22 protein-coding genes and 1 tRNA gene are annotated in these 16843 nt (G+C 66.8%); 19 read left to right on the top strand and 4 right to left on the bottom strand.

Annotated elements, in window-relative coordinates:
- The first annotated feature begins 166 nt into the window (after positions 1 to 166).
- Both hemA and ACI2KI_RS03800 read left to right on the top strand, forming a co-directional pair.
- Entirely contained in the window at positions 167 to 1393 is a 1227-nt protein-coding gene (gene hemA, locus ACI2KI_RS03805; RefSeq protein ID WP_404617857.1) for a 5-aminolevulinate synthase, read from the top strand.
- Entirely contained in the window at positions 1390 to 1578 is a 189-nt protein-coding gene (locus ACI2KI_RS03800; RefSeq protein ID WP_404617855.1) for a DUF6898 family protein, read from the top strand. The genes hemA and ACI2KI_RS03800 overlap by 4 nt, the downstream gene beginning before the upstream one ends.
- A gap of 10 nt (positions 1579 to 1588) precedes the next feature.
- Here the strand turns inward: ACI2KI_RS03800 and ACI2KI_RS03795 are convergent, their stop codons facing one another.
- Entirely contained in the window at positions 1589 to 2320 is a 732-nt protein-coding gene (locus ACI2KI_RS03795) for an IPTL-CTERM sorting domain-containing protein (RefSeq protein ID WP_404617853.1), read from the bottom strand.
- 178 nt (positions 2321 to 2498) lie between these two features.
- Here ACI2KI_RS03795 and glyA point away from each other — a divergent pair, with 178 nt between their 5' ends.
- The 10 genes from glyA (at position 2499) to ACI2KI_RS03745 (ending at position 11455) form a co-directional block, all read left to right on the top strand.
- Positions 2499 to 3782 (top strand): serine hydroxymethyltransferase, encoded by a 1284-nt coding sequence (gene glyA, locus ACI2KI_RS03790; RefSeq protein ID WP_313104090.1) that lies wholly within the window; start codon positions 2499 to 2501, stop codon positions 3780 to 3782.
- Positions 3783 to 3794: 12 nt separating this feature from the next.
- Positions 3795 to 4271: a transcriptional regulator NrdR gene (gene nrdR / locus ACI2KI_RS03785; RefSeq protein WP_292083034.1), complete on the top strand. Its 477-nt coding sequence runs from the start codon at positions 3795 to 3797 to the stop codon at positions 4269 to 4271.
- Positions 4271 to 4903: a RibD family protein gene (locus ACI2KI_RS03780; RefSeq protein WP_404617850.1), complete on the top strand. Its 633-nt coding sequence runs from the start codon at positions 4271 to 4273 to the stop codon at positions 4901 to 4903. The genes nrdR and ACI2KI_RS03780 overlap by 1 nt, the downstream gene beginning before the upstream one ends.
- A gap of 60 nt (positions 4904 to 4963) precedes the next feature.
- A complete protein-coding gene (locus tag ACI2KI_RS03775) occupies positions 4964 to 5554 on the top strand; it encodes a riboflavin synthase (RefSeq protein ID WP_404617848.1) in 591 nt (196 codons plus the stop codon).
- Positions 5551 to 6687: a 3,4-dihydroxy-2-butanone-4-phosphate synthase gene (gene ribB / locus ACI2KI_RS03770; protein WP_404617846.1), complete on the top strand. Its 1137-nt coding sequence runs from the start codon at positions 5551 to 5553 to the stop codon at positions 6685 to 6687. The genes ACI2KI_RS03775 and ribB overlap by 4 nt, the downstream gene beginning before the upstream one ends.
- Positions 6681 to 7145 (top strand): 6,7-dimethyl-8-ribityllumazine synthase, encoded by a 465-nt coding sequence (gene ribH, locus ACI2KI_RS03765; RefSeq protein WP_404618922.1) that lies wholly within the window; start codon positions 6681 to 6683, stop codon positions 7143 to 7145. The genes ribB and ribH overlap by 7 nt, the downstream gene beginning before the upstream one ends.
- A 41-nt stretch (positions 7146 to 7186) precedes the next feature.
- Complete coding sequence (gene nusB / locus ACI2KI_RS03760) at positions 7187 to 7681, top strand: transcription antitermination factor NusB (protein WP_404618920.1); 495 nt, start codon at positions 7187 to 7189, stop codon at positions 7679 to 7681.
- On the top strand, positions 7668 to 8657 hold the full coding sequence (thiL, locus tag ACI2KI_RS03755) for a thiamine-phosphate kinase (RefSeq protein ID WP_404617844.1): 990 nt from the start codon (positions 7668 to 7670) through the stop codon (positions 8655 to 8657). The genes nusB and thiL overlap by 14 nt, the downstream gene beginning before the upstream one ends.
- Before the next feature lie 42 nt (positions 8658 to 8699).
- A complete protein-coding gene (locus tag ACI2KI_RS03750; RefSeq protein WP_404617842.1) occupies positions 8700 to 9125 on the top strand; it encodes a hypothetical protein in 426 nt (141 codons plus the stop codon).
- A 179-nt stretch (positions 9126 to 9304) separates the two neighbouring features.
- Positions 9305 to 11455 carry a sodium-translocating pyrophosphatase gene (locus ACI2KI_RS03745; RefSeq protein ID WP_312062620.1) on the top strand — a complete coding sequence of 717 codons (2151 nt, stop codon included), beginning with the start codon at positions 9305 to 9307 and terminating at the stop codon, positions 11453 to 11455.
- Between the two features lie 55 nt (positions 11456 to 11510).
- Here ACI2KI_RS03745 and bamE read toward each other — a convergent pair whose 3' ends face one another.
- Positions 11511 to 11990 carry an outer membrane protein assembly factor BamE gene (gene bamE / locus ACI2KI_RS03740; protein WP_292083027.1) on the bottom strand — a complete coding sequence of 160 codons (480 nt, stop codon included), beginning with the start codon at positions 11988 to 11990 and terminating at the stop codon, positions 11511 to 11513.
- An 87-nt stretch (positions 11991 to 12077) separates the two neighbouring features.
- On the opposite strand from bamE, the gene ACI2KI_RS03735 reads away from it, so the two are divergent.
- The 7 genes from ACI2KI_RS03735 to ACI2KI_RS03705 all read left to right on the top strand — a co-directional run bounded on the left by ACI2KI_RS03735 (position 12078) and on the right by ACI2KI_RS03705 (position 16236).
- Positions 12078 to 12605 (top strand): ubiquinol-cytochrome C chaperone family protein, encoded by a 528-nt coding sequence (locus ACI2KI_RS03735; RefSeq protein WP_312062617.1) that lies wholly within the window; start codon positions 12078 to 12080, stop codon positions 12603 to 12605.
- Positions 12602 to 13138: a YceD family protein gene (locus tag ACI2KI_RS03730; protein ID WP_404617840.1), complete on the top strand. Its 537-nt coding sequence runs from the start codon at positions 12602 to 12604 to the stop codon at positions 13136 to 13138. The genes ACI2KI_RS03735 and ACI2KI_RS03730 overlap by 4 nt, the downstream gene beginning before the upstream one ends.
- 98 nt (positions 13139 to 13236) lie before the next feature.
- Complete coding sequence (gene plsX, locus ACI2KI_RS03725) at positions 13237 to 14310, top strand: phosphate acyltransferase PlsX (RefSeq protein WP_404617838.1); 1074 nt, start codon at positions 13237 to 13239, stop codon at positions 14308 to 14310.
- Complete coding sequence (locus ACI2KI_RS03720) at positions 14307 to 15284, top strand: beta-ketoacyl-ACP synthase III (protein WP_404617836.1); 978 nt, start codon at positions 14307 to 14309, stop codon at positions 15282 to 15284. The genes plsX and ACI2KI_RS03720 overlap by 4 nt, the downstream gene beginning before the upstream one ends.
- 72 nt (positions 15285 to 15356) lie before the next feature.
- The gene (locus ACI2KI_RS03715; RefSeq protein WP_207821967.1) at positions 15357 to 15665 is read left to right on the top strand and encodes an integration host factor subunit alpha; all 309 of its coding nucleotides are present in this window, start codon (positions 15357 to 15359) and stop codon (positions 15663 to 15665) included.
- Positions 15666 to 15671: 6 nt separating this feature from the next.
- Positions 15672 to 16088 (top strand): MerR family transcriptional regulator, encoded by a 417-nt coding sequence (locus tag ACI2KI_RS03710; protein ID WP_312062608.1) that lies wholly within the window; start codon positions 15672 to 15674, stop codon positions 16086 to 16088.
- A 71-nt stretch (positions 16089 to 16159) separates the two neighbouring features.
- Positions 16160 to 16236, top strand: a tRNA-Pro gene (locus ACI2KI_RS03705).
- Positions 16237 to 16301: 65 nt separating this feature from the next.
- Here the strand turns inward: ACI2KI_RS03705 and ACI2KI_RS03700 are convergent.
- Complete coding sequence (locus tag ACI2KI_RS03700; RefSeq protein ID WP_292083021.1) at positions 16302 to 16508, bottom strand: DUF2842 domain-containing protein; 207 nt, start codon at positions 16506 to 16508, stop codon at positions 16302 to 16304.
- Entirely contained in the window at positions 16508 to 16762 is a 255-nt protein-coding gene (locus ACI2KI_RS03695; protein WP_292083020.1) for a transglycosylase, read from the bottom strand. The genes ACI2KI_RS03700 and ACI2KI_RS03695 overlap by 1 nt, the downstream gene beginning before the upstream one ends.
- Positions 16763 to 16843: the final 81 nt, after the last annotated feature.

Genomic DNA, 16843 nt, shown 5'->3' with positions numbered 1-16843 from the left:
CGCGTCGGGTCGGGAGGTCCCGTAGGGCCGACGACCGTGGGCGACTAAAGTGAGAACCGTTATCAATTAAGGGGTTGAGACGTTTTGTCCGGCTCTGCACATGGACAACACGGGGCGGTGAGCGCAATTAGGCGCACAAAGCTGTATAAGCGAAAGAACTACCGTCTTGTTCGACTATAAAGCCGCCTTTCAGAACTCGGTGGAGCAGGTCCGCAACGAAGGGCGCTACCGCGTCTTCGCCGACCTGAAGCGCGTGCGCGGCCAGTTCCCGCAGGCGGTGCGCCGCCGCGAGGACGGCTCCGAACAGGACGTCGTGGTCTGGTGCTCCAACGACTATCTGGGCATGGGCCAGCATCCGGTGGTGGTCGAGGCCATGACGGCCGAGATCGACCAGACCGGCGCCGGCGCCGGCGGCACGCGAAACATTTCCGGCACCACCCGCTCGGCGGTCGATCTGGAAGTCGAGCTGGCCAGCTGGCACCAGAAGGAAGCGGCCCTGCTGTTCACCTCGGGCTATGTGGCCAATGAGGCGACGCTGTCGACCCTGCAGAAGATCCTGCCGGGCCTGATCATCTTCTCTGACGCCCTGAACCACGCCTCGATGATCGAGGGCATCCGCCACGGCGGCGGTCCGCGCCACATCTTCCGCCACAACGACCTGGAGCACCTCGAGGAACTTCTGGCTGCAGCGCCCGTCGATGCGCCCAAGCTGGTCGCCTTCGAGAGCGTCTATTCGATGGACGGCGACATCGCCGACATCGCCGGCACCATCGCCCTGGCCAGGAAGTACGGCGCCATGACCTATCTGGACGAGGTCCACGCGGTCGGCCTCTACGGCGAAACCGGCGCGGGCGTGGCCGAGCGTGACGGCGTCCTGGACGGCATCGACATCGTCGAATGCACCCTGGGCAAGGCCATCGGCGTCATGGGCGGCTATATCGCCGCCGACGCGGTGATCGTGGACGCGGTCCGCAGCTGGGCCTCGGGCTTCATCTTCACCACCAGCTTGCCGCCCGCCCTGACCGCCGGCGCCCTGGCCTCGGTGCGTCACCTGAAGGCCCATCCGGAGCTGCGCATCGCGCACCAGGAGCGCGCCGAGACCCTGAAGCGGCGCCTGCTGGAAGCCGGCATCCCGGTCCTGCCCAGCGTCAGCCACATCGTCCCGGTCCACGTCGGCAATCCGGTGCACTGCAAGCTGATCTCGGACATGCTGCTGGAAGAGCACGGCATCTACGTCCAGCCGATCAACTATCCGACCGTGCCCAAGGGGACCGAGCGCCTGCGCTTCACCCCGTCGCCGAACCACGACGACGGCATGATCGACAAGCTGGTCGACGCGATGGACAAGCTGTTCTCGCACTGCAACGTGGCGCGTCGTCCGGTCGCTGCATGACGACCGATCCCGAACTCGGTGAAGTCATCGTCGAGTTCGTCCGCAACGGAACCTATGTAAAGTGCTCGGCCGTCCACGCGGCCACGGGCGTCGAGGTGTCTGCCATGGGCCCGGCGCTGGAGCCGCGCGCGGTCGAGCGGGTCGCCATCGCCAAGCTGAAACGCGCTTTGGCGACCCGTCGCTGACCGTTTGACGTCAGGCCGTCTGGCGACGCCGTTGCAGGTGCAGCGCCGCTCCACCCGCCAGTAGAACCCCCAGCAGGATCATCGCCCATTCCGACATGGTCGGCACCGCCGGCGGCGGGGGAGGGGTCAGCGAGATCGTCACCGCTGAGGACGCCGCCTGCGACGCGCCCTGGGGAGCGTTTGACGTCGCGTTAATGCACCCCAGCCCGAACGTGTTGCCGCCCGTATTGTCTCCGCGCGCCGTGCACAGGCTGTTGCTCTGCACGAAGGCATAGCTGCCGCTCGGCGTATTGGCGAGGTAGATGGACGTCACATAGGACTTCGGGTCGCCGGCGTTTCCGACGGCCACGGGCAGCCCGTGCATCTTGTCGAACTTGAACTCGAAGTAGGTCAGGTTGCCGCTGGCGTCGGTCGAGACCTGAGCGGTTTGTGCAACGATGCTCCAGTTCAGGAAGTCGGTCTGGAAGGTGTTCTGCCCGTCGCTGAGGTTCAGATCGCCCAGGCGAACGTCGATGACCTCATCGACCATGTTCGGCGTGAGGGCGCCGAAGATCGTGAAAGAGCCCGAGACGCGTTGCGAAGTGGTGAACGTGGCGGTGCAGCCGCCCAAAGGGCAGGCCGTGTAGTTGCTCACGCTGTCGTATGGCGCGCTCTGGACATAGTAGGTGACCGCCTGCGCGGCGACTTGAGGCGCCGACATCAGGCAGGCTGCCGCGGCCAGGCCGCCAAGCAAGGATTTCATGGGCGCTCCCCCGAAGATTTTACAAAGCTTGGCTTTGCACTAGCATCGTTACGGCAATATTCGAACCTTGTTGTGCGTGTGGGCGGATCGGTCGCGGGGCCACCAGATGTTGTGGTGTCCGGCGGCGCGGCCTAGATAGGGGCGCCGTTTCCGCCCTCAGCCCTCGGGATGCCCGCCAGTGACCGCCTTCACCCACGACTCGTACTTCTCCAAGAGCCTCGCCGACGCCGATCCGGCGATCTTCAAGGGCATCCAGGGCGAACTGGGCCGCCAGAAGGAGCAGATCGAGCTGATCGCTTCGGAAAACATCGTCTCGCAGGCGGTGCTGGACGCCCAGGGCTCGGTCCTGACCAACAAGTACGCCGAGGGCTATCCGGGCCGCCGCTACTACGGCGGCTGCGAGTTCGTGGACGTGACCGAGGACCTGGCCCGCGAGCGCGCCAAGGAGCTGTTCGGCGCCGCCTTCGCCAACGTCCAGCCCCACTCGGGCGCCCAGGCCAACCAGGCCGTCTTCTTCACCCTGCTGCAGCCCGGCGACACCTTCCTGGGCATGGATCTGGCCTGCGGCGGTCACCTGACCCACGGTTCGCCCGCCAACCAGTCGGGCAAGTGGTTCCGCCCCGTGACCTACAAGGTCCGCGAAGACACCCATCTGATCGACTATGACCACGTCGCCGAAATGGCTCAGAAGGAAAAGCCCAAGCTGATCCTGGCCGGCGCCTCGGCCTATAGCCGTCACATCGACTTCAAGCGCTTCCGCGAGATCGCTGACAGCGTCGGCGCCTATCTGATGGTCGACATGGCCCACTATGCGGGCCTGATCGCCGGCGGCGTCTATCCCGACCCGATCCCGCACGCCCACGTCGTCACCACCACGACGCACAAGACCCTGCGCGGCCCGCGCGGCGGCATGATCCTGTCCAACGACGCGGACCTGGGCAAGAAGATCAACTCGGCCGTCTTCCCCGGCCTGCAGGGCGGTCCGCTGGAGCACGTCATCGCCGCCAAGGCCGTGGCCTTCGGCGAGGCCCTGAAGCCCGAGTTCAAGGGCTATGCCCAGCAGGTGGTCAAGAACGCCCAGGCCCTGGCCGGCGTCCTGGTCGAGCGCGGCCTGGCCATCGTCTCGGGCGGCACCGACAGCCACCTGATGCTGGTCGATCTGCGGCCCAAGGGCGTGACCGGCAAGGCCACCGAGCATGAGCTCGAGAAGGCGCTGATGACCTGCAACAAGAACGGCGTGCCGTTCGACACCGCGCCCTTCACCGTCACCTCGGGCGTCCGTCTGGGCACCCCGGCGGGCACCACGCGCGGCTTCGGCGAGGAAGAGTTCAAGCAGATCGGCCACTGGATCGCCGACGTCGTCTCGTCGATGAACGGCGGCGACGAAGCCGATCCGGCCGTCGTCGCGGGCGTCGCCGCCCAGGTGCGCGAACTGACCGCCCGCTTCCCGATCTATCGCTAAGAGGTCGACTGGATGAAGTGCCCCTTCTGCGGAAACGCCGACACCCAGGTCAAGGACAGCCGCCCGTCTGACGACGGCGCGGCGATCCGCCGCCGTCGGTCCTGTCCGCAGTGCAACGGGCGCTTCACCACCTTCGAGCGGGTGCAGCTGCGCGAACTGGTCATCCTGAAACGGAACGGCCGCCGCACCCCCTTCGACCGCGACAAGCTGGAACGCTCGCTGGGCATCGCCCTGCGCAAGCGTCCGGTCCAGCCCGATCAGGTCGAGCTGCTGGTCAGCCGCATCGTGCGCCAGCTGGAAAGCCTGGGCGAGACCGAAATCCCCTCGCACATCGTCGGCGACTTCATCATGAAGGCGCTGAAGTCGGTCGATGAGGTCGCCTACGTCCGCTACGCCTCAGTCTACAAGGACTTCCGCCACACCGGCGACTTCGCCAAATTCCTCGGCGACGAGGGCTTCGACGAGACCAAGCCCGACGACCCGCGCTGATGCGCCCGCGCGTCACCCTTAAGCTGGCGACGTCGCTGGACGGCCGCATCGCCACGGCCTCCGGCGAAAGCCAATGGATCACCGGCCTTGAGGCTCGCCAGCAGGGCCACCGCCTGCGCGCGACCCATGACGCCATCCTGGTCGGCGTCGAGACGGTGCTGGGCGACGACCCGGAACTGACCGTGCGTCTTCCTGACTACGCCGGGACGCATCCGCTGCGCGTCGTCCTCGACAGCCGCCTGCGCACCCCCGCGACGGCCAAGGTGGCCAGCGGAAACACCCTGATCCTGACGACCGCCGCGCCCCACGCCGTCGGCCAGGCCGGGGTGGTCGCCGTCGCCGCCGACGACGCTCGACCCGCCATCGCCGCCGTTCTGGATGCCCTGACCGCGCGCGGCGTCGGCTCTCTGCTGGTCGAGGGCGGAGGCCGCGTCGCCGCCTCCTTCCTGCAGGCGGGCGTGGTGGACGCCATCGAATGGTTCCGCGCCCCGATCCTGCTGGGAGGGGAGGGGCGGCCCTGCGTGGCATCTCTGGCGCTTGCAAAGCTGGCCGACGCCCCCAAGTTCCGTCGTCTGGGCGTCGAGCCCGTCGGAGACGACTTGTGGGAACGCTACGCGCGCTTCGACGGCTGATTTCAGACGATTCAGACTATTCAGACTATGTTTTTGGGGTCCGAAGGGACCGGAGTTTCCATGTTCACCGGCATCGTCACCGAAATCGGCCGCGTCCGCAGCGTCCGCCAAACCGACCGCGACCGTCGCTATGAGATCGAGACCGTGTGGGACACGGCGACCATCGACCTCGGCGCCTCGATCAGCCACGCGGGCTGCTGCCTGACTGTGACGGAAAAGGGCGAGGGCTGGTTCGCGGTCGAGGTGTCGGGCGAGACCCTGTCCAAGACCAGGCTGGGCGACTGGGCCGAGGGCACGCGCGTTAATCTGGAACGCGCCGCCAGGCTGGGCGACGAACTGGGCGGCCATATCGTCTCGGGTCATGTCGACGGTCTGGGCGAGGTGATCTCCATCACGCCCGAGGGCGGGTCGCACCGGATCGTGGTCGAGGCGCCGGCGCCTCTGCACCGATTTATCGCGCCGAAGGGCTCAATCACCGTCGATGGGGTTTCCCTGACCGTGAATGGGGTGCAAGAGCGCCGCTTCGACTTGAACATCATTCCGCATACGTGGGATGCGACCACGCTCGGCGGCCTCAAGGTCGGCGACAAGGTCAACCTGGAGATCGACATGCTGGCGCGCTACCTCGCGCGCTGGCAGGAGACCGCATGATGAAACTGGCCGTCCACAATACCGACAGCCCGATCAGCTCGATCGAGGACATTCTCGAGGACGCCCGCAACGGTCGCCCCTACATCCTGGTGGACGCCGAGGATCGCGAGAATGAGGGCGACATCGTCATTCCGGCCCAGTTCGCCACGCCGGATCAGATCAACTTCATGATCCGTTATGCGCGCGGCCTGGTCTGTCTGGCCGTGACCGGTGATCGGGCTCGGCAGTTGCGGCTGCCGCCGATGGCCGCCGACAATCGCGAAAGCATGAAGACCGCCTTCACCGTCTCGATCGAGGCCAGGGAGGGCGTGACCACGGGCATCTCCGCCGCTGACCGTTCGCACACGATCCAGGTGGCGACCGATCCCACACGCGGCGTGGACGATATCGTCTCGCCCGGCCATATCTTCCCGCTGGTCGCGCGTGACGGCGGCGTTCTGGTCCGTGCGGGCCACACTGAAGCCGCTGTTGATATCAGCCGCATGGCTGGCCTGAACCCGTCGGGGGTGATCTGCGAGATCATCAAGGACGACGGCGAGATGGCGCGGATGCCTGATCTGATCGCCTTCGCCCAACTGCACGGCTTGAAGATCGGCACCATCGCCGACCTGATCGCCTACCGCCGCCGCACCGAGCGCTTCGTCGAGCGCGTGCTGGAGACTCCGTTCGAGAGCGTCCACGGTGGGCCATTCAAACTGATCCTGTACCGCAACACCATCGAGGGCGCCGAACACATCGCCCTGGTGCGCGGCGACATTGACCCGACCAAGCCGACCGTTGTGCGGATGCACCAGATCGACTTCGCCGCCGACCTGCTGGGCCATGTCGAGGCGCGTCAGAACTATATTCCCAAGGCGATGCAAGCCCTGGCCGCCAATGACGGTCCGGGCGTCGTCGTCTTCCTGCGAGACCCGGGCCTGCACGGCCTGGCCGAGCGTCTCGGTGGGGCGGACAAGCCGACCGCGGTGGATCGTTCGCTGAAAGCCTATGGCGTCGGCGCCCAGATTCTGCTCGACCTCGGCGTCAAAGACATGATCGTGATGAGCTCGACGCGACCCAATCCGACAGCGCTTGAAGGCTACGGCCTGCGCATCGTGGGCTGGCGCGATATGGACGGAGAAGACCAATCCTGAACGACCCCACCCGCGTCCTGATCGTCGAGGCGCGTTACTACGACGATCTGGCTGACGCCCTTCTGGAAGGGGCCAAGGACGCCCTGCGCGCGCAAGGCGTTCAGTTCGACGTCGTCACCGTGCCCGGCGCCCTGGAAGTTCCGACCGCCATCGCCATGGCCGAAGAGGCCGGCCGCTTCCCGACCGCACCCCGCTACGATGGTTACGTGGCCCTGGGCTGCGTGATCCGTGGCGAGACCTACCACTTCGAGATCGTCTCGGATCAGTCGGCCGCCGGCATCATGCATCTGGGCCTCAAGGGCCTGGCCATCGGCAACGGCATCCTGACGACCGAGGACGAAGACCAGACCTGGGCGCGCGCCCGGATGAGCGAAGGCGACAAGGGCGGCGGCGCCGCTCGCGCCTGTCTGGACCTGATTGCGCTGCGCAAGCGCCTGCGCGGAGGACTGGCCTCGTGACCGAGCCGACCAACACCACCCCGGCGACCGTCGCCGAAGTCATGGCCCAGCTGGCCGAGGCCGATAAGGCCCGCGCCGAGCCGCAACTGACGTCGCGTCAGCGCCGCGCCCGCACGGTCGCTCGTCTGGCCGCCGTTCAGGCCCTCTACCAGATGGAGCTGGCGGGCGAGGGCGTCGAAGTCGTCGTCAAGGAATTCCGCAATCATCGCTTCGACGCCGACATCGACGGCGCCCCCCTGGCCGAGGCCGACGAGGACTGGTTCTCGGACATCGTCCACGGCGTGGTCGAGGACCAGCGCGGCATCGACGAGGCGGTCAAGGCCCGTCTGGCCTCCAACTGGCGTCTGGAGCGGCTGGACGCCACGCTTCGCGCCCTGCTGCGCTGCGGCGCCTGGGAGCTGAAGTCCAAGCTCGACGTGCCGCGTGAAATCGTCATCGACGAATATGTCGAGCTGGCCAAGGCCTTCTTCGACGACGCCGAAGCCAAGTTCGTGAACGCGGCGCTCGACGGCGTGGCGCGCGATGCCCGCGATTGACGTCGCTGGCGAATTCGAGACCATCCAGCGGTTACTGAAGCCGCTGGCGCACCCGGAATGGGCGAGGGGGCTGGCCGACGACGTCGCCGTGCTGCCCTCGCGTCCGGGGCATGATCTGATCCTGACCAAGGACGCCATTGTCGAGGGCGTCCACTTCCTGCCCGACGACCCTCTGGACACGGTGGCGCAGAAGCTGCTGCGCGTGAACCTGTCTGATTTGGCGGCCAAGGGGGCCGAGCCCTTCGGCTATTTGCTGGCCTGCCACTGGTCCGAGCGCTGCGGCTGGCCCGAGCGCGAGGCCTTCGTCGCCGGGCTGCGGCGCGATCAGGCCATCTTCGACATCGCCCTGTTGGGCGGCGACACGGTCAAGACGCCGGGACCGGCCAGCTTCTCGGCCACCATGATGGGCTGGGCGCCGTCGTCCTCGACCGTCAGCCGGGGCGGGGCGCGACCGGGCGATCTGGTCTTCGTCACCGGCACGATCGGCGACGGTTGGCTGGGGCTGCAGGCGGCGCAAGGCGCCCTGTCGCTGGAGCCCGAGCGCATGGACGCGCTGGAGGCCGCCTACCGCACCCCCATGCCGCGTCTGGAGTTCGCCCCGGTCGTGCGCGGCCTCGCCACCGCCTGCGCCGACGTCTCTGACGGCCTGCTGGCTGACGCCGGCCACATCGCCGAGGTCAGCGAGGTCGGCATTGAGCTGGATCTCGAAGTCCTGCCCCTGTCGGCGGCGGCTCAGGCCTGGCTGGACAGCCGTGTCGATCCGCAGGCCGCGCTGGAACTGCTGGCCACCGGCGGCGACGACTATGAGATCATCCTGACCGTCCCCGCCGGCGCCGAGAACGCCCTGCGACGCGAAGCCGAGCGCCGCCACCTGCGCCTGACCCGCATGGGCCGCGTGGTCGAGGGCAAGGGCGTGGCCGTGCGCCATCTGGGTCAGAAGATCGTCCCGACCCGCACCGGTTGGACGCACGACTAGGGCCGCAACGGAATCCTAACCGGGGCAGGGCAAGGTAGCTTCATGCAACGTCGCGCCCTGATTCAGGCTGGAGCCCTTCTGACCGCCTCTGCGGTCGCCGGAGCCGTGCAGGCCAACGAGAAGGCCGAACCCGCCGCCGCTGTCCTGAATCTGCCGGGCATGGGCTTGCCGGTCATCACCGACGGGCGGGTGCGCAACTACGTCTTCATCGTGCTGAAGCTGCATCTGGGCGCGGGCCATACGGTCGAGGCGGTGCGCGCCAAGGAGGCCTATCTGCGCGACGCCCTGGTCCGCGCCGGGCACCGCACGCCCTTTGTCCTGCCCAACACCTGGGTGGCGCTGGACACGGCGGCCCTGAGCGCCAGCCTGATCCGCTCCGCCTCGACCCTGATCGGGCGCGGCGCCGTGACCCGCGTCGAGGTCGTCAGCCAGACGCCTCGCCGCCGCACGGGCATGCAGGGCGTCTGAAGCTGCCTCGGAAACCGCTGTTGCTTCACAGCGCTGCATTTGACACAGTTGAGCCGCAATTCCCGGGGGACGTGAGGTTGCGTCCGTAGGCGCACGGGGGGACCGGAAGGCGGTGAGAGGCGCAAAGCCCGCCCGCGCCAAGGATCCGTGTGCTCGTTGCACAAGGGCTTGGAAACGCCATGATGAACTATGTTTGGCTGGCCATCGCGGCCGGCGCGCTGGGGGTGCTCTACGGCGCCGTCCAGACCGCCGTCCTGATGAAGGCCGGCACCGGTAACGACAGGATGCGAGAGATCGCCGCGGCGATCCAGGAGGGGGCGTCGGCCTATCTGAAGCGTCAGTACACAACGATTGGTATGGTGGGGGTCGTGATCTTGGTCGCGGCCTTTTTGCTTATCGGGCCCTGGGCTGCGCTCGGGTTCCTGATCGGGGCGGTGCTGTCGGGCGCGGCCGGGTTCGCCGGGATGCTGATCTCCGTGCGGGCCAATGTGCGTACGGCGCAGGCGGCGTCCGAGAGCCTGTCGAAGGGGCTGGATCTGGCTTTCCGTTCGGGCGCCATCACCGGCATGTTCGTGGCGGGAGGCGCCCTTCTGGGCGTGTCGGGCTACTACGCCTTCATGACCCACGGCATGGGCTTTGACAGCACCAGCCGCGCGGTCGTCGACGGCCTGGTGGCCCTGGGCTTCGGCGCCTCGCTGATCTCCATTTTCGCGCGACTGGGCGGCGGCATCTTCACCAAGGGCGCCGACGTGGGCGGCGACATGGTGGGCAAGGTCGAGGCCGGAATCCCCGAGGATGATCCCCGCAACGCCGCCACCATCGCCGACAATGTGGGCGACAACGTCGGCGACTGCGCCGGCATGGCCGCCGACCTGTTCGAGACCTATGCCGTCACGACCGTGGCGACCATGGTCCTGGCGGCCATCTTCTTCCGCAACCAGCCCTATGTCGAAGTGATGATGATGCTGCCGTTGGCGATCTGCGGCATCTGCATCGTGACCTCGATCATCGGCTCCTTCTTCGTCCGCCTGGGCAAGAGCGGCAACATCATGGGGGCCCTGTATCAGGGACTGATCGTGACCGGCATTCTATCGGTCATCGCCGTCTGGTGGGTCATCAACTCTCTGGTGCCCGGCGCGGTCGAGACGTCTGGCGGGCTGCTGATCCAGCCGATGAACCTGTTCTGGTCCGGCGTCGTCGGCTTGCTGGTCACGGCGGCCATCGTGGTCGTCACCGAGTTCTACACCGGCACGGGCTTCCGTCCGGTCAAGTCGGTGGCCAACGCCTCGGTCTCGGGCCACGGCACCAACGTCATCCAGGGCCTGGCCGTCTCGCTGGAGTCCACCGCCCTGCCGGCCCTGACCATCATCGTCGGCATCGTCGCGGCCTTCCAGCTGGCGGGTCTGTTCGGCATCGCCATCGCCACCACGACCATGCTGGGCGTGGCGGGGATGATCGTGGCCCTGGACGCCTTTGGTCCGGTCACCGACAACGCGGGCGGCATCGCCGAGATGGCGGGCCTGCCGTCGGAGGTTCGTGTCTCGACCGACGCCCTGGACGCCGTGGGCAACACCACCAAGGCCGTGACCAAGGGTTACGCCATCGGTTCGGCGGGTCTGGGCGCTCTGGTGCTGTTCGCCGCCTATGTGGAGGACCTGAAGCACTTCTCGGCCGAAGCAGCGCCGGGCAGCTTCTTCCACGGCATGGGGGCGGTCGCTTTTGACCTGTCCAACCCCTACGTCGTCGTGGGTCTGCTGTTCGGCGGGCTGCTGCCCTTCCTGTTCGGCGGCATGTCGATGACGGCGGTGGGCCGCGCCGCTGAGGCGGTCGTGGCCGAGGTGCGTCGTCAGTTCCGGGAAAACCCGGGCATCATGACCTTCCAGACCAAGCCGGAATACGGCCGGGCGGTGGACATCCTGACCAGCGCGGCCATCCGCGAGATGATCGTGCCGAGCTTGCTGCCGGTGTTGTCGCCGATCATCCTGTTCGTCGTGGTGCTGTTCATCCAGCCGGACAAGGCCAACGCCTTCGCCGCCCTGGGGGCCATGCTGATGGGGGTGATCGTGACCGGCCTGTTCGTGGCCATCTCGATGACCTCAGGCGGCGGCGCCTGGGACAACGCCAAGAAGCTGATCGAGGAAGGCTTCACCGACAAGAACGGCGTGGTCCACGGCAAAGGCTCGGAAGCGCACAAGGCCGCCGTTACCGGCGACACCGTGGGTGACCCCTATAAGGACACCTCCGGTCCGGCCGTGAACCCGATGATCAAGATCACCAATATCGTGGCCCTGCTGCTGCTGGCGGTGCTGGCGAGCGGGAAGATCGTCTGATGAAAAAGGCCCCGGGGATCGCTCCTCGGGGCCCGATTTCTTTCGGCCGGAAAGTTCAGTCCGGGCGGCGCTGGCCGGGGACATTGTCCTCGGTGCGCGGCAGCTGGCCGCGGCCGACGTTGCCCAGCAGCTGTTCCAGGATCGTCAGCTGACGACCGCGTGTCGGCGTCTCGCGGCGCTCCATGGCGATCTGGCGACCGTCTTCAAGGCTGAGCGTGCGGACGGAGGCGACCTTGTCGTCGGCCTTGTTGAAGGTGATCTCGGTCACCGTGCGCTGTGACACCTGCGGCTTGTTGTAGGTGTAACGCTCGGTCATCTGGGTCATGTAGTACCAGACGGTGTCGGGCTCGAAGGTCGAGGTGGTCGAGGGCGAGCCGAGGCGCGCCAGGACCGTTTCCTTGGTGTCGGTGCCGGCCACGACATCCTGGGGCTTGGCGTCGATCGCCTGGAAGCCCTGGGTGGCGACGACGGGCGCGCAGGCGCCCGCGGCTGCGGCCAGCGCGACGGCGGCGAAGATCGGAGTAATTCGGGGCATCAGCGTCCGCCTCAGCATAACAAGGTCTTTGACCTAACCGGCGCTGCGTCCTAGTGCAACGGCGCGGCGAAAAAGGGGCTGTTGCTCATGCTTAGAAATCTCTTCCGACAACGGCCAGACGAGCGTCAGGGCGACGCCCTGTACGCCTTGGCGGTCGAACAGGCGCGCCAGCCGGCTTTTTATACGTCGCTGGGCGTCGCTGATCGGATCGACGCCCGATTCGAACTCTACACCCTGCACGTGCTGATTCTGTTCCTGCGCCTCAAGCAGGACGGCGAGCGCGGCGAGGTGGCTGCCCAGAAGCTGTTCGACACCTACATCTCGTCGCTGGACCATACGCTGCGCGAACTGGGGGTAGGCGACGTCTCCGTCGGCAAGAAGATGCGCAAGCTGGGCGAGTCCCTGTACGGTCGCATGGGCGCCTACGAAGGCCCGCTGCGCGCCGAGGATGTCGACGCCCTCGCGGCGTCGCTGGCCAAGAACGTTTATGAAAGCGCCGAGGCCGGGACCGGAAACGCCTTGGCGCGTTACGCCGTGACGTCGCGTCAGAACCTTACGACCCAGTCTTTCGAAGCCGTGTCCAAGGCTCCGGCCTGGGCGGAGATCACCGCATGAACGACCTTCCCCTTCTGCCCTACAGCGAGCCGCTGAGGCTGCACCAGATCGGGGCGGGCGTGCAGCGTCGCCTGACGCCGGACGCCGAGGCCATGAAGCGCATCGCCCGCGCTCTGGATCTTCAGGCGCTGGACGCCTTCGAGGCGGAGATCAACCTGGTCCCGACGGTGTCGGGCTGGCGTCTGGATGGGCGGGTGATCGCTGACGCCGTCCAGACCTGCGGCCTGACGCTGGAACCCTTGCCGGTGCACGTTGATCGCAAGTTCTCGGTGCAGATGGTCGAGGCGACCGAGCGCGATGACGCCGACGACGAGGGCGAAATCGATCTGGAACTGGACGACGATTCGCCTGATCAGATCGAAGGCGGCAGTCTGGATCTGGGGCAATATGTCGTTGAACAGTTGGCGCTGAGCCTTGATCCCTTCCCGCGCAAGCCCGGGGCCGTGTTCGAACAGCCCAGGGAACCCGGTGAAATCTCGCCCTTCGCAGTGCTGAAATCCCTGCAATCCAAGGACGATTCCGGCGAAGGTTGACCTTACGTCGGGCTGGTAGCATCCCAAGGGTGCGACATTTGCGTCCTGCATCCCTATATGAAGCGCCGCGACAAGACGGCGACGGAGTCCATTTCCACTTGGCATCCCCAACACTGATCTCGCTTGACGCCATGGGGGGAGACCACGGTCCCTCGGTCGTGGTCGGCGGCGTGAAGGACTATCTCTCGCGGCATAATGGCGAGGGCGTGCGTTTCCTGCTGCATGGCGACGAGGCGTTGATTCGCGCCGAGATGGCGCGGTGCGGCCTGACCGACTCCGTCTGCGACGTGCGCCATACCGACAAGGTCGTCGCCATGGACGAGAAGCCGGCCCAGGCCATGCGCCGCGGCAAGGGCTCCAGCCTGTGGAACGCCGTCGAGGCGGTGAAGACGGGCGAGGCTGGCGCTGCCGTCTCCGCCGGCAACACCGGCGCCCTGATGGCCATCTCCAAGCTGATTCTCCGCATGGCGGCGCCGGGGCTGGAACGTCCCGCCATCGTCGCCAGTTGGCCGACGACGCGCGGCTATACCGCCGTGCTGGACGTCGGCGCCAATATCGGCAGCGACGCCAAGCAACTGATCGAGTTCGCCATCATGGGAGAGGCCTTCCAGGCGGCGGTGCACGGCGTGGCCAAGCCCAGCGTCGGCCTGCTGAACGTGGGCTCCGAGGACATGAAGGGCCACGACGAGGTGCGCGAGGCCCACGCCATCCTGCGCGAGGGCGGCATTCCGCTGAACTATCACGGCTTCGTCGAGGGCGACGACATCGCCAAGGGCACGGTGGACGTGATCGTCACCGACGGCTTCACCGGCAACATCGCGCTCAAGACCGCCGAAGGCACTGCGCGCTTCATCTCTGGCCTGCTCAAAGAGGCGCTGACCTCGGGTCCGATCGCCAAGCTGGGCGCTTTGATCGCGATGCCGGCCTTGAAGCGCATGGCGGCCAAGATCGACCCCAACGCCATCAACGGCGGGCCTCTTCTGGGGCTGAATGGAATCGTCGTGAAAAGCCACGGCGGCGCCACGCCGCAGGGCTATGGCAACGCCATCCGCATCGCCGTCGATCTGGCGCGCAGCGACTATATGACCAAGGTCGGGGCCAACCTGGGACGGCTCGCCGCCCTGGGACAAGCCGCGTCGACCTCCGAAACCCTCGGGGAGACCCAACAGTGAGCGTCATCCGCAGCGCCGTGACCGGCGTAGGCTCCTTCCTGCCGGAGAAGGTCGTCACCAACGCCGACCTGGCCAAGTTCGTCGACACCTCCGATGATTGGATCGTCGAGCGCACCGGCATCCACCAACGTCATCAGGCCCGCGACGACGAGCCGACCAGCGATCTGGCGGTCGAGGCCGCGCGCCGCGCCCTGGCCGACGCGGGCAAGACGGCGTCTGACGTCGATCTGATCATCGTCGCCACCACGACGCCGGATCAGACCTTCCCCGCCACCGCCGCCATCGTGCAGGCCAAGCTGGGCGCGCCGGTCGGCATCGCCTTCGACGTTCAGGCCGTCTGCTCGGGCTTTGTCTACGCCATGAGCGTCGCTGACGGATTCGTCGCGCGCGGTATGGCCAAGTGCGCCCTGGTCATCGGCGCCGAGGAAATGACCAAGCTGATGGACTGGTCCGATCGGACCACCTGCGTCCTGTTCGGCGACGGCGCCGGCGCCTTCGTGCTGGAACCGCGCGAAGGGCAGGGGACCAAGGCGGATCAGGGCGTGCTGGGCTTTGCCCTGCGCTGCGACGGCTCCAAGTCGGACATGCTCTACGTCGACGGCGGTCCGGCCACGACCGGCACCGTCGGCCATCTGAAGATGCTGGGCAATCAGGTCTTCCGTCATGCCGTCGTCAATATCGCCGAAGCCATCGTCGGCGCGACCGAGGCGGCGGGTGTCGCAATTCCAGAGATCGACTGGTTCGTGCCGCACCAGGCCAACCAGCGCATCATTCGCGGCGTCGGCGAGCGCCTGGGTCTGGATGAGAACAAGGTCGTTTCCACCGTGGCCTTGCATGCCAACACCTCGGCGGCCTCCATCCCGCTGGCCATGGATGCGGCCATCAAGGACGGGCGCATCAAGCGTGGCGATCTGGTGGTGATCGAGGCCATGGGCGGCGGCCTGACCTGGGGGGCCTGCGCCTTCCGTCTCTAGAATTGCATTCAGGGCTTTGATTCGGGGCGACTTTGCCCTTCTATGCGTGCGGATTGACAGCGGAGAGACGCAGTGACGGGACAAGACACCCTGACCCGGGCGGATTTGTGCGAGGCGGTGCATGACGAGGTGGGGCTTTCCCGCCAGGAATGCTCCGGTCTGGTCGAGCGCACGCTCGAACTGGTGGTCGAATCGCTGGAACGCGGCGAGACGGTGAAGCTGTCAGGATTCGGCGTCTTTCAGGTGCGCGAGAAGCGCGCCCGAATGGGCCGCAACCCCAAGACCGGCGAACCGGCTGCGATCAACCCGCGTCGGGTTATCAGCTTCCGCGCCTCTCAGATCATGAAGAGCCGGGTCCACGACGCGGTCGTCGAGGACTAAGCGACTGTGGCCAAAAGCCCGAACGCCTTTCGCACCATTTCCGAGGCCGCTGACGAAGTCGGCGCGCCCCAGCACGTCCTGCGTTTCTGGGAGACGAAGTTCGACTTCATCGCCCCGGTCAAACGCGCGGGCGGACGGCGCTTCTATCGCCCCGAGGACGTCACGGTCCTGAAGGGCGTGCGTCGGCTGCTGCATGACGAGGGGCTGACCATTCGCGGCGTCCAGCGTCTGCACAAGGAGCAGGGTCTGGCGCGCCTGTCGGCCTACGGCGATCCGGCGACGGTGCTGGAGATCGACGCCGACGTGGAGCGTGAACCCGTCGCTTCCGCCGCAGCCGCGCCGTTCGAGGCCGCTCGCCTGGGTGCGGTTCTGGCAGACCTGGAGTCGGCGAAGGCACGTCTGGAGGCGGTTCTGCGCCGCTGAGGCGAACTTGTTGTTCAAAGAGCGTTTTAGCGTTTGCGGACTGCGGAATCGCCGTCTATACGGAGCGCCTTCGGAGCGTGGCGCAGCCTGGTAGCGCACTTGACTGGGGGTCAAGGGGTCGCAGGTTCGAATCCTGTCGCTCCGACCATTTCCTTAGGGAAATCGGTTGGTTAAAGGGGTCGCTCTCGAGCGGCCCCTTTTGCAATTCCGAGCCTATTTTGCGCCCGGTTCACGCTCGGCCCAGCGCAGCATCGGGATCAGGGGCACGCCCCAGCCGATGCCAGCGACCGTGAAGAAGATCAGGTCCAGCCACCAGATGTCGGGCAGCAGGTCGTTGATCGTCACCGCACCCCAGACCCAGAAGGCCAGGAACAGGACGACGCCGATCGTGGCCACGAATCGACGGGCGCGCGGCGGCATCAACGCTTGCTCCGGAACAGGAAGAAGGCGACCAGGCAGATCACGGCGGCGACCATCGACCAGACGACCCAGATCCAGTCGCCCAGCGTCGCCAAGGCAAAGACGCGCATGGCCAGGAAGGCGCCGCTGCCCGCGCCGACGGCGGCGACCAGAATGGTCCCGCCCAGGCCGCGACGACCAGTCAGCAGGTCGGCGATCCAGGCCAGAACCAAAGCGCCGACGACGGCGATGGCGATATCCGCATATGGCGCCACGGGCGCTCCTTCAGGTTGGTGCGACGCCTTGGCGTCGAAAGCGACTCGATCTTGCCGCGCTTGAGGGGCATACCGCCCCGG

Source organism: Brevundimonas sp. NPDC046655, from assembly GCF_044901625.1.
GTDB lineage: Bacteria > Pseudomonadota > Alphaproteobacteria > Caulobacterales > Caulobacteraceae > Brevundimonas.
Note: the sequence above shows the minus strand (reverse complement) of the source record. Positions and strands in the feature narration are given on the sequence as shown.

Bases quoted from the DNA above. Each gene is read 5' to 3' on its own strand.
- ACI2KI_RS03780 (WP_404617850.1), top strand. From the start codon at position 4,271: ATGCGCCCGCGCGTCACCCTTAAGCTGGCGACGTCGCTGGACGGCCGC.
- ACI2KI_RS03700 (WP_292083021.1), bottom strand. From the start codon at position 16,508: ATGCCGCCGCGCGCCCGTCGATTCGTGGCCACGATCGGCGTCGTCCTG.
- ribB (WP_404617846.1), top strand. From the start codon at position 5,551: ATGATGAAACTGGCCGTCCACAATACCGACAGCCCGATCAGCTCGATC.
- ACI2KI_RS03735 (WP_312062617.1), top strand. From the start codon at position 12,078: ATGCTTAGAAATCTCTTCCGACAACGGCCAGACGAGCGTCAGGGCGAC.
- ACI2KI_RS03800 (WP_404617855.1), top strand. From the start codon at position 1,390: ATGACGACCGATCCCGAACTCGGTGAAGTCATCGTCGAGTTCGTCCGC.
- bamE (WP_292083027.1), bottom strand. From the start codon at position 11,990: ATGCCCCGAATTACTCCGATCTTCGCCGCCGTCGCGCTGGCCGCAGCC.
- ACI2KI_RS03795 (WP_404617853.1), bottom strand. From the start codon at position 2,320: ATGAAATCCTTGCTTGGCGGCCTGGCCGCGGCAGCCTGCCTGATGTCG.
- thiL (WP_404617844.1), top strand. From the start codon at position 7,668: ATGCCCGCGATTGACGTCGCTGGCGAATTCGAGACCATCCAGCGGTTA.
- nrdR (WP_292083034.1), top strand. From the start codon at position 3,795: ATGAAGTGCCCCTTCTGCGGAAACGCCGACACCCAGGTCAAGGACAGC.
- ACI2KI_RS03745 (WP_312062620.1), top strand. From the start codon at position 9,305: ATGATGAACTATGTTTGGCTGGCCATCGCGGCCGGCGCGCTGGGGGTG.
- nusB (WP_404618920.1), top strand. From the start codon at position 7,187: ATGGCCCAGCTGGCCGAGGCCGATAAGGCCCGCGCCGAGCCGCAACTG.
- ACI2KI_RS03750 (WP_404617842.1), top strand. From the start codon at position 8,700: ATGCAACGTCGCGCCCTGATTCAGGCTGGAGCCCTTCTGACCGCCTCT.
- ACI2KI_RS03730 (WP_404617840.1), top strand. From the start codon at position 12,602: ATGAACGACCTTCCCCTTCTGCCCTACAGCGAGCCGCTGAGGCTGCAC.
- ACI2KI_RS03775 (WP_404617848.1), top strand. From the start codon at position 4,964: ATGTTCACCGGCATCGTCACCGAAATCGGCCGCGTCCGCAGCGTCCGC.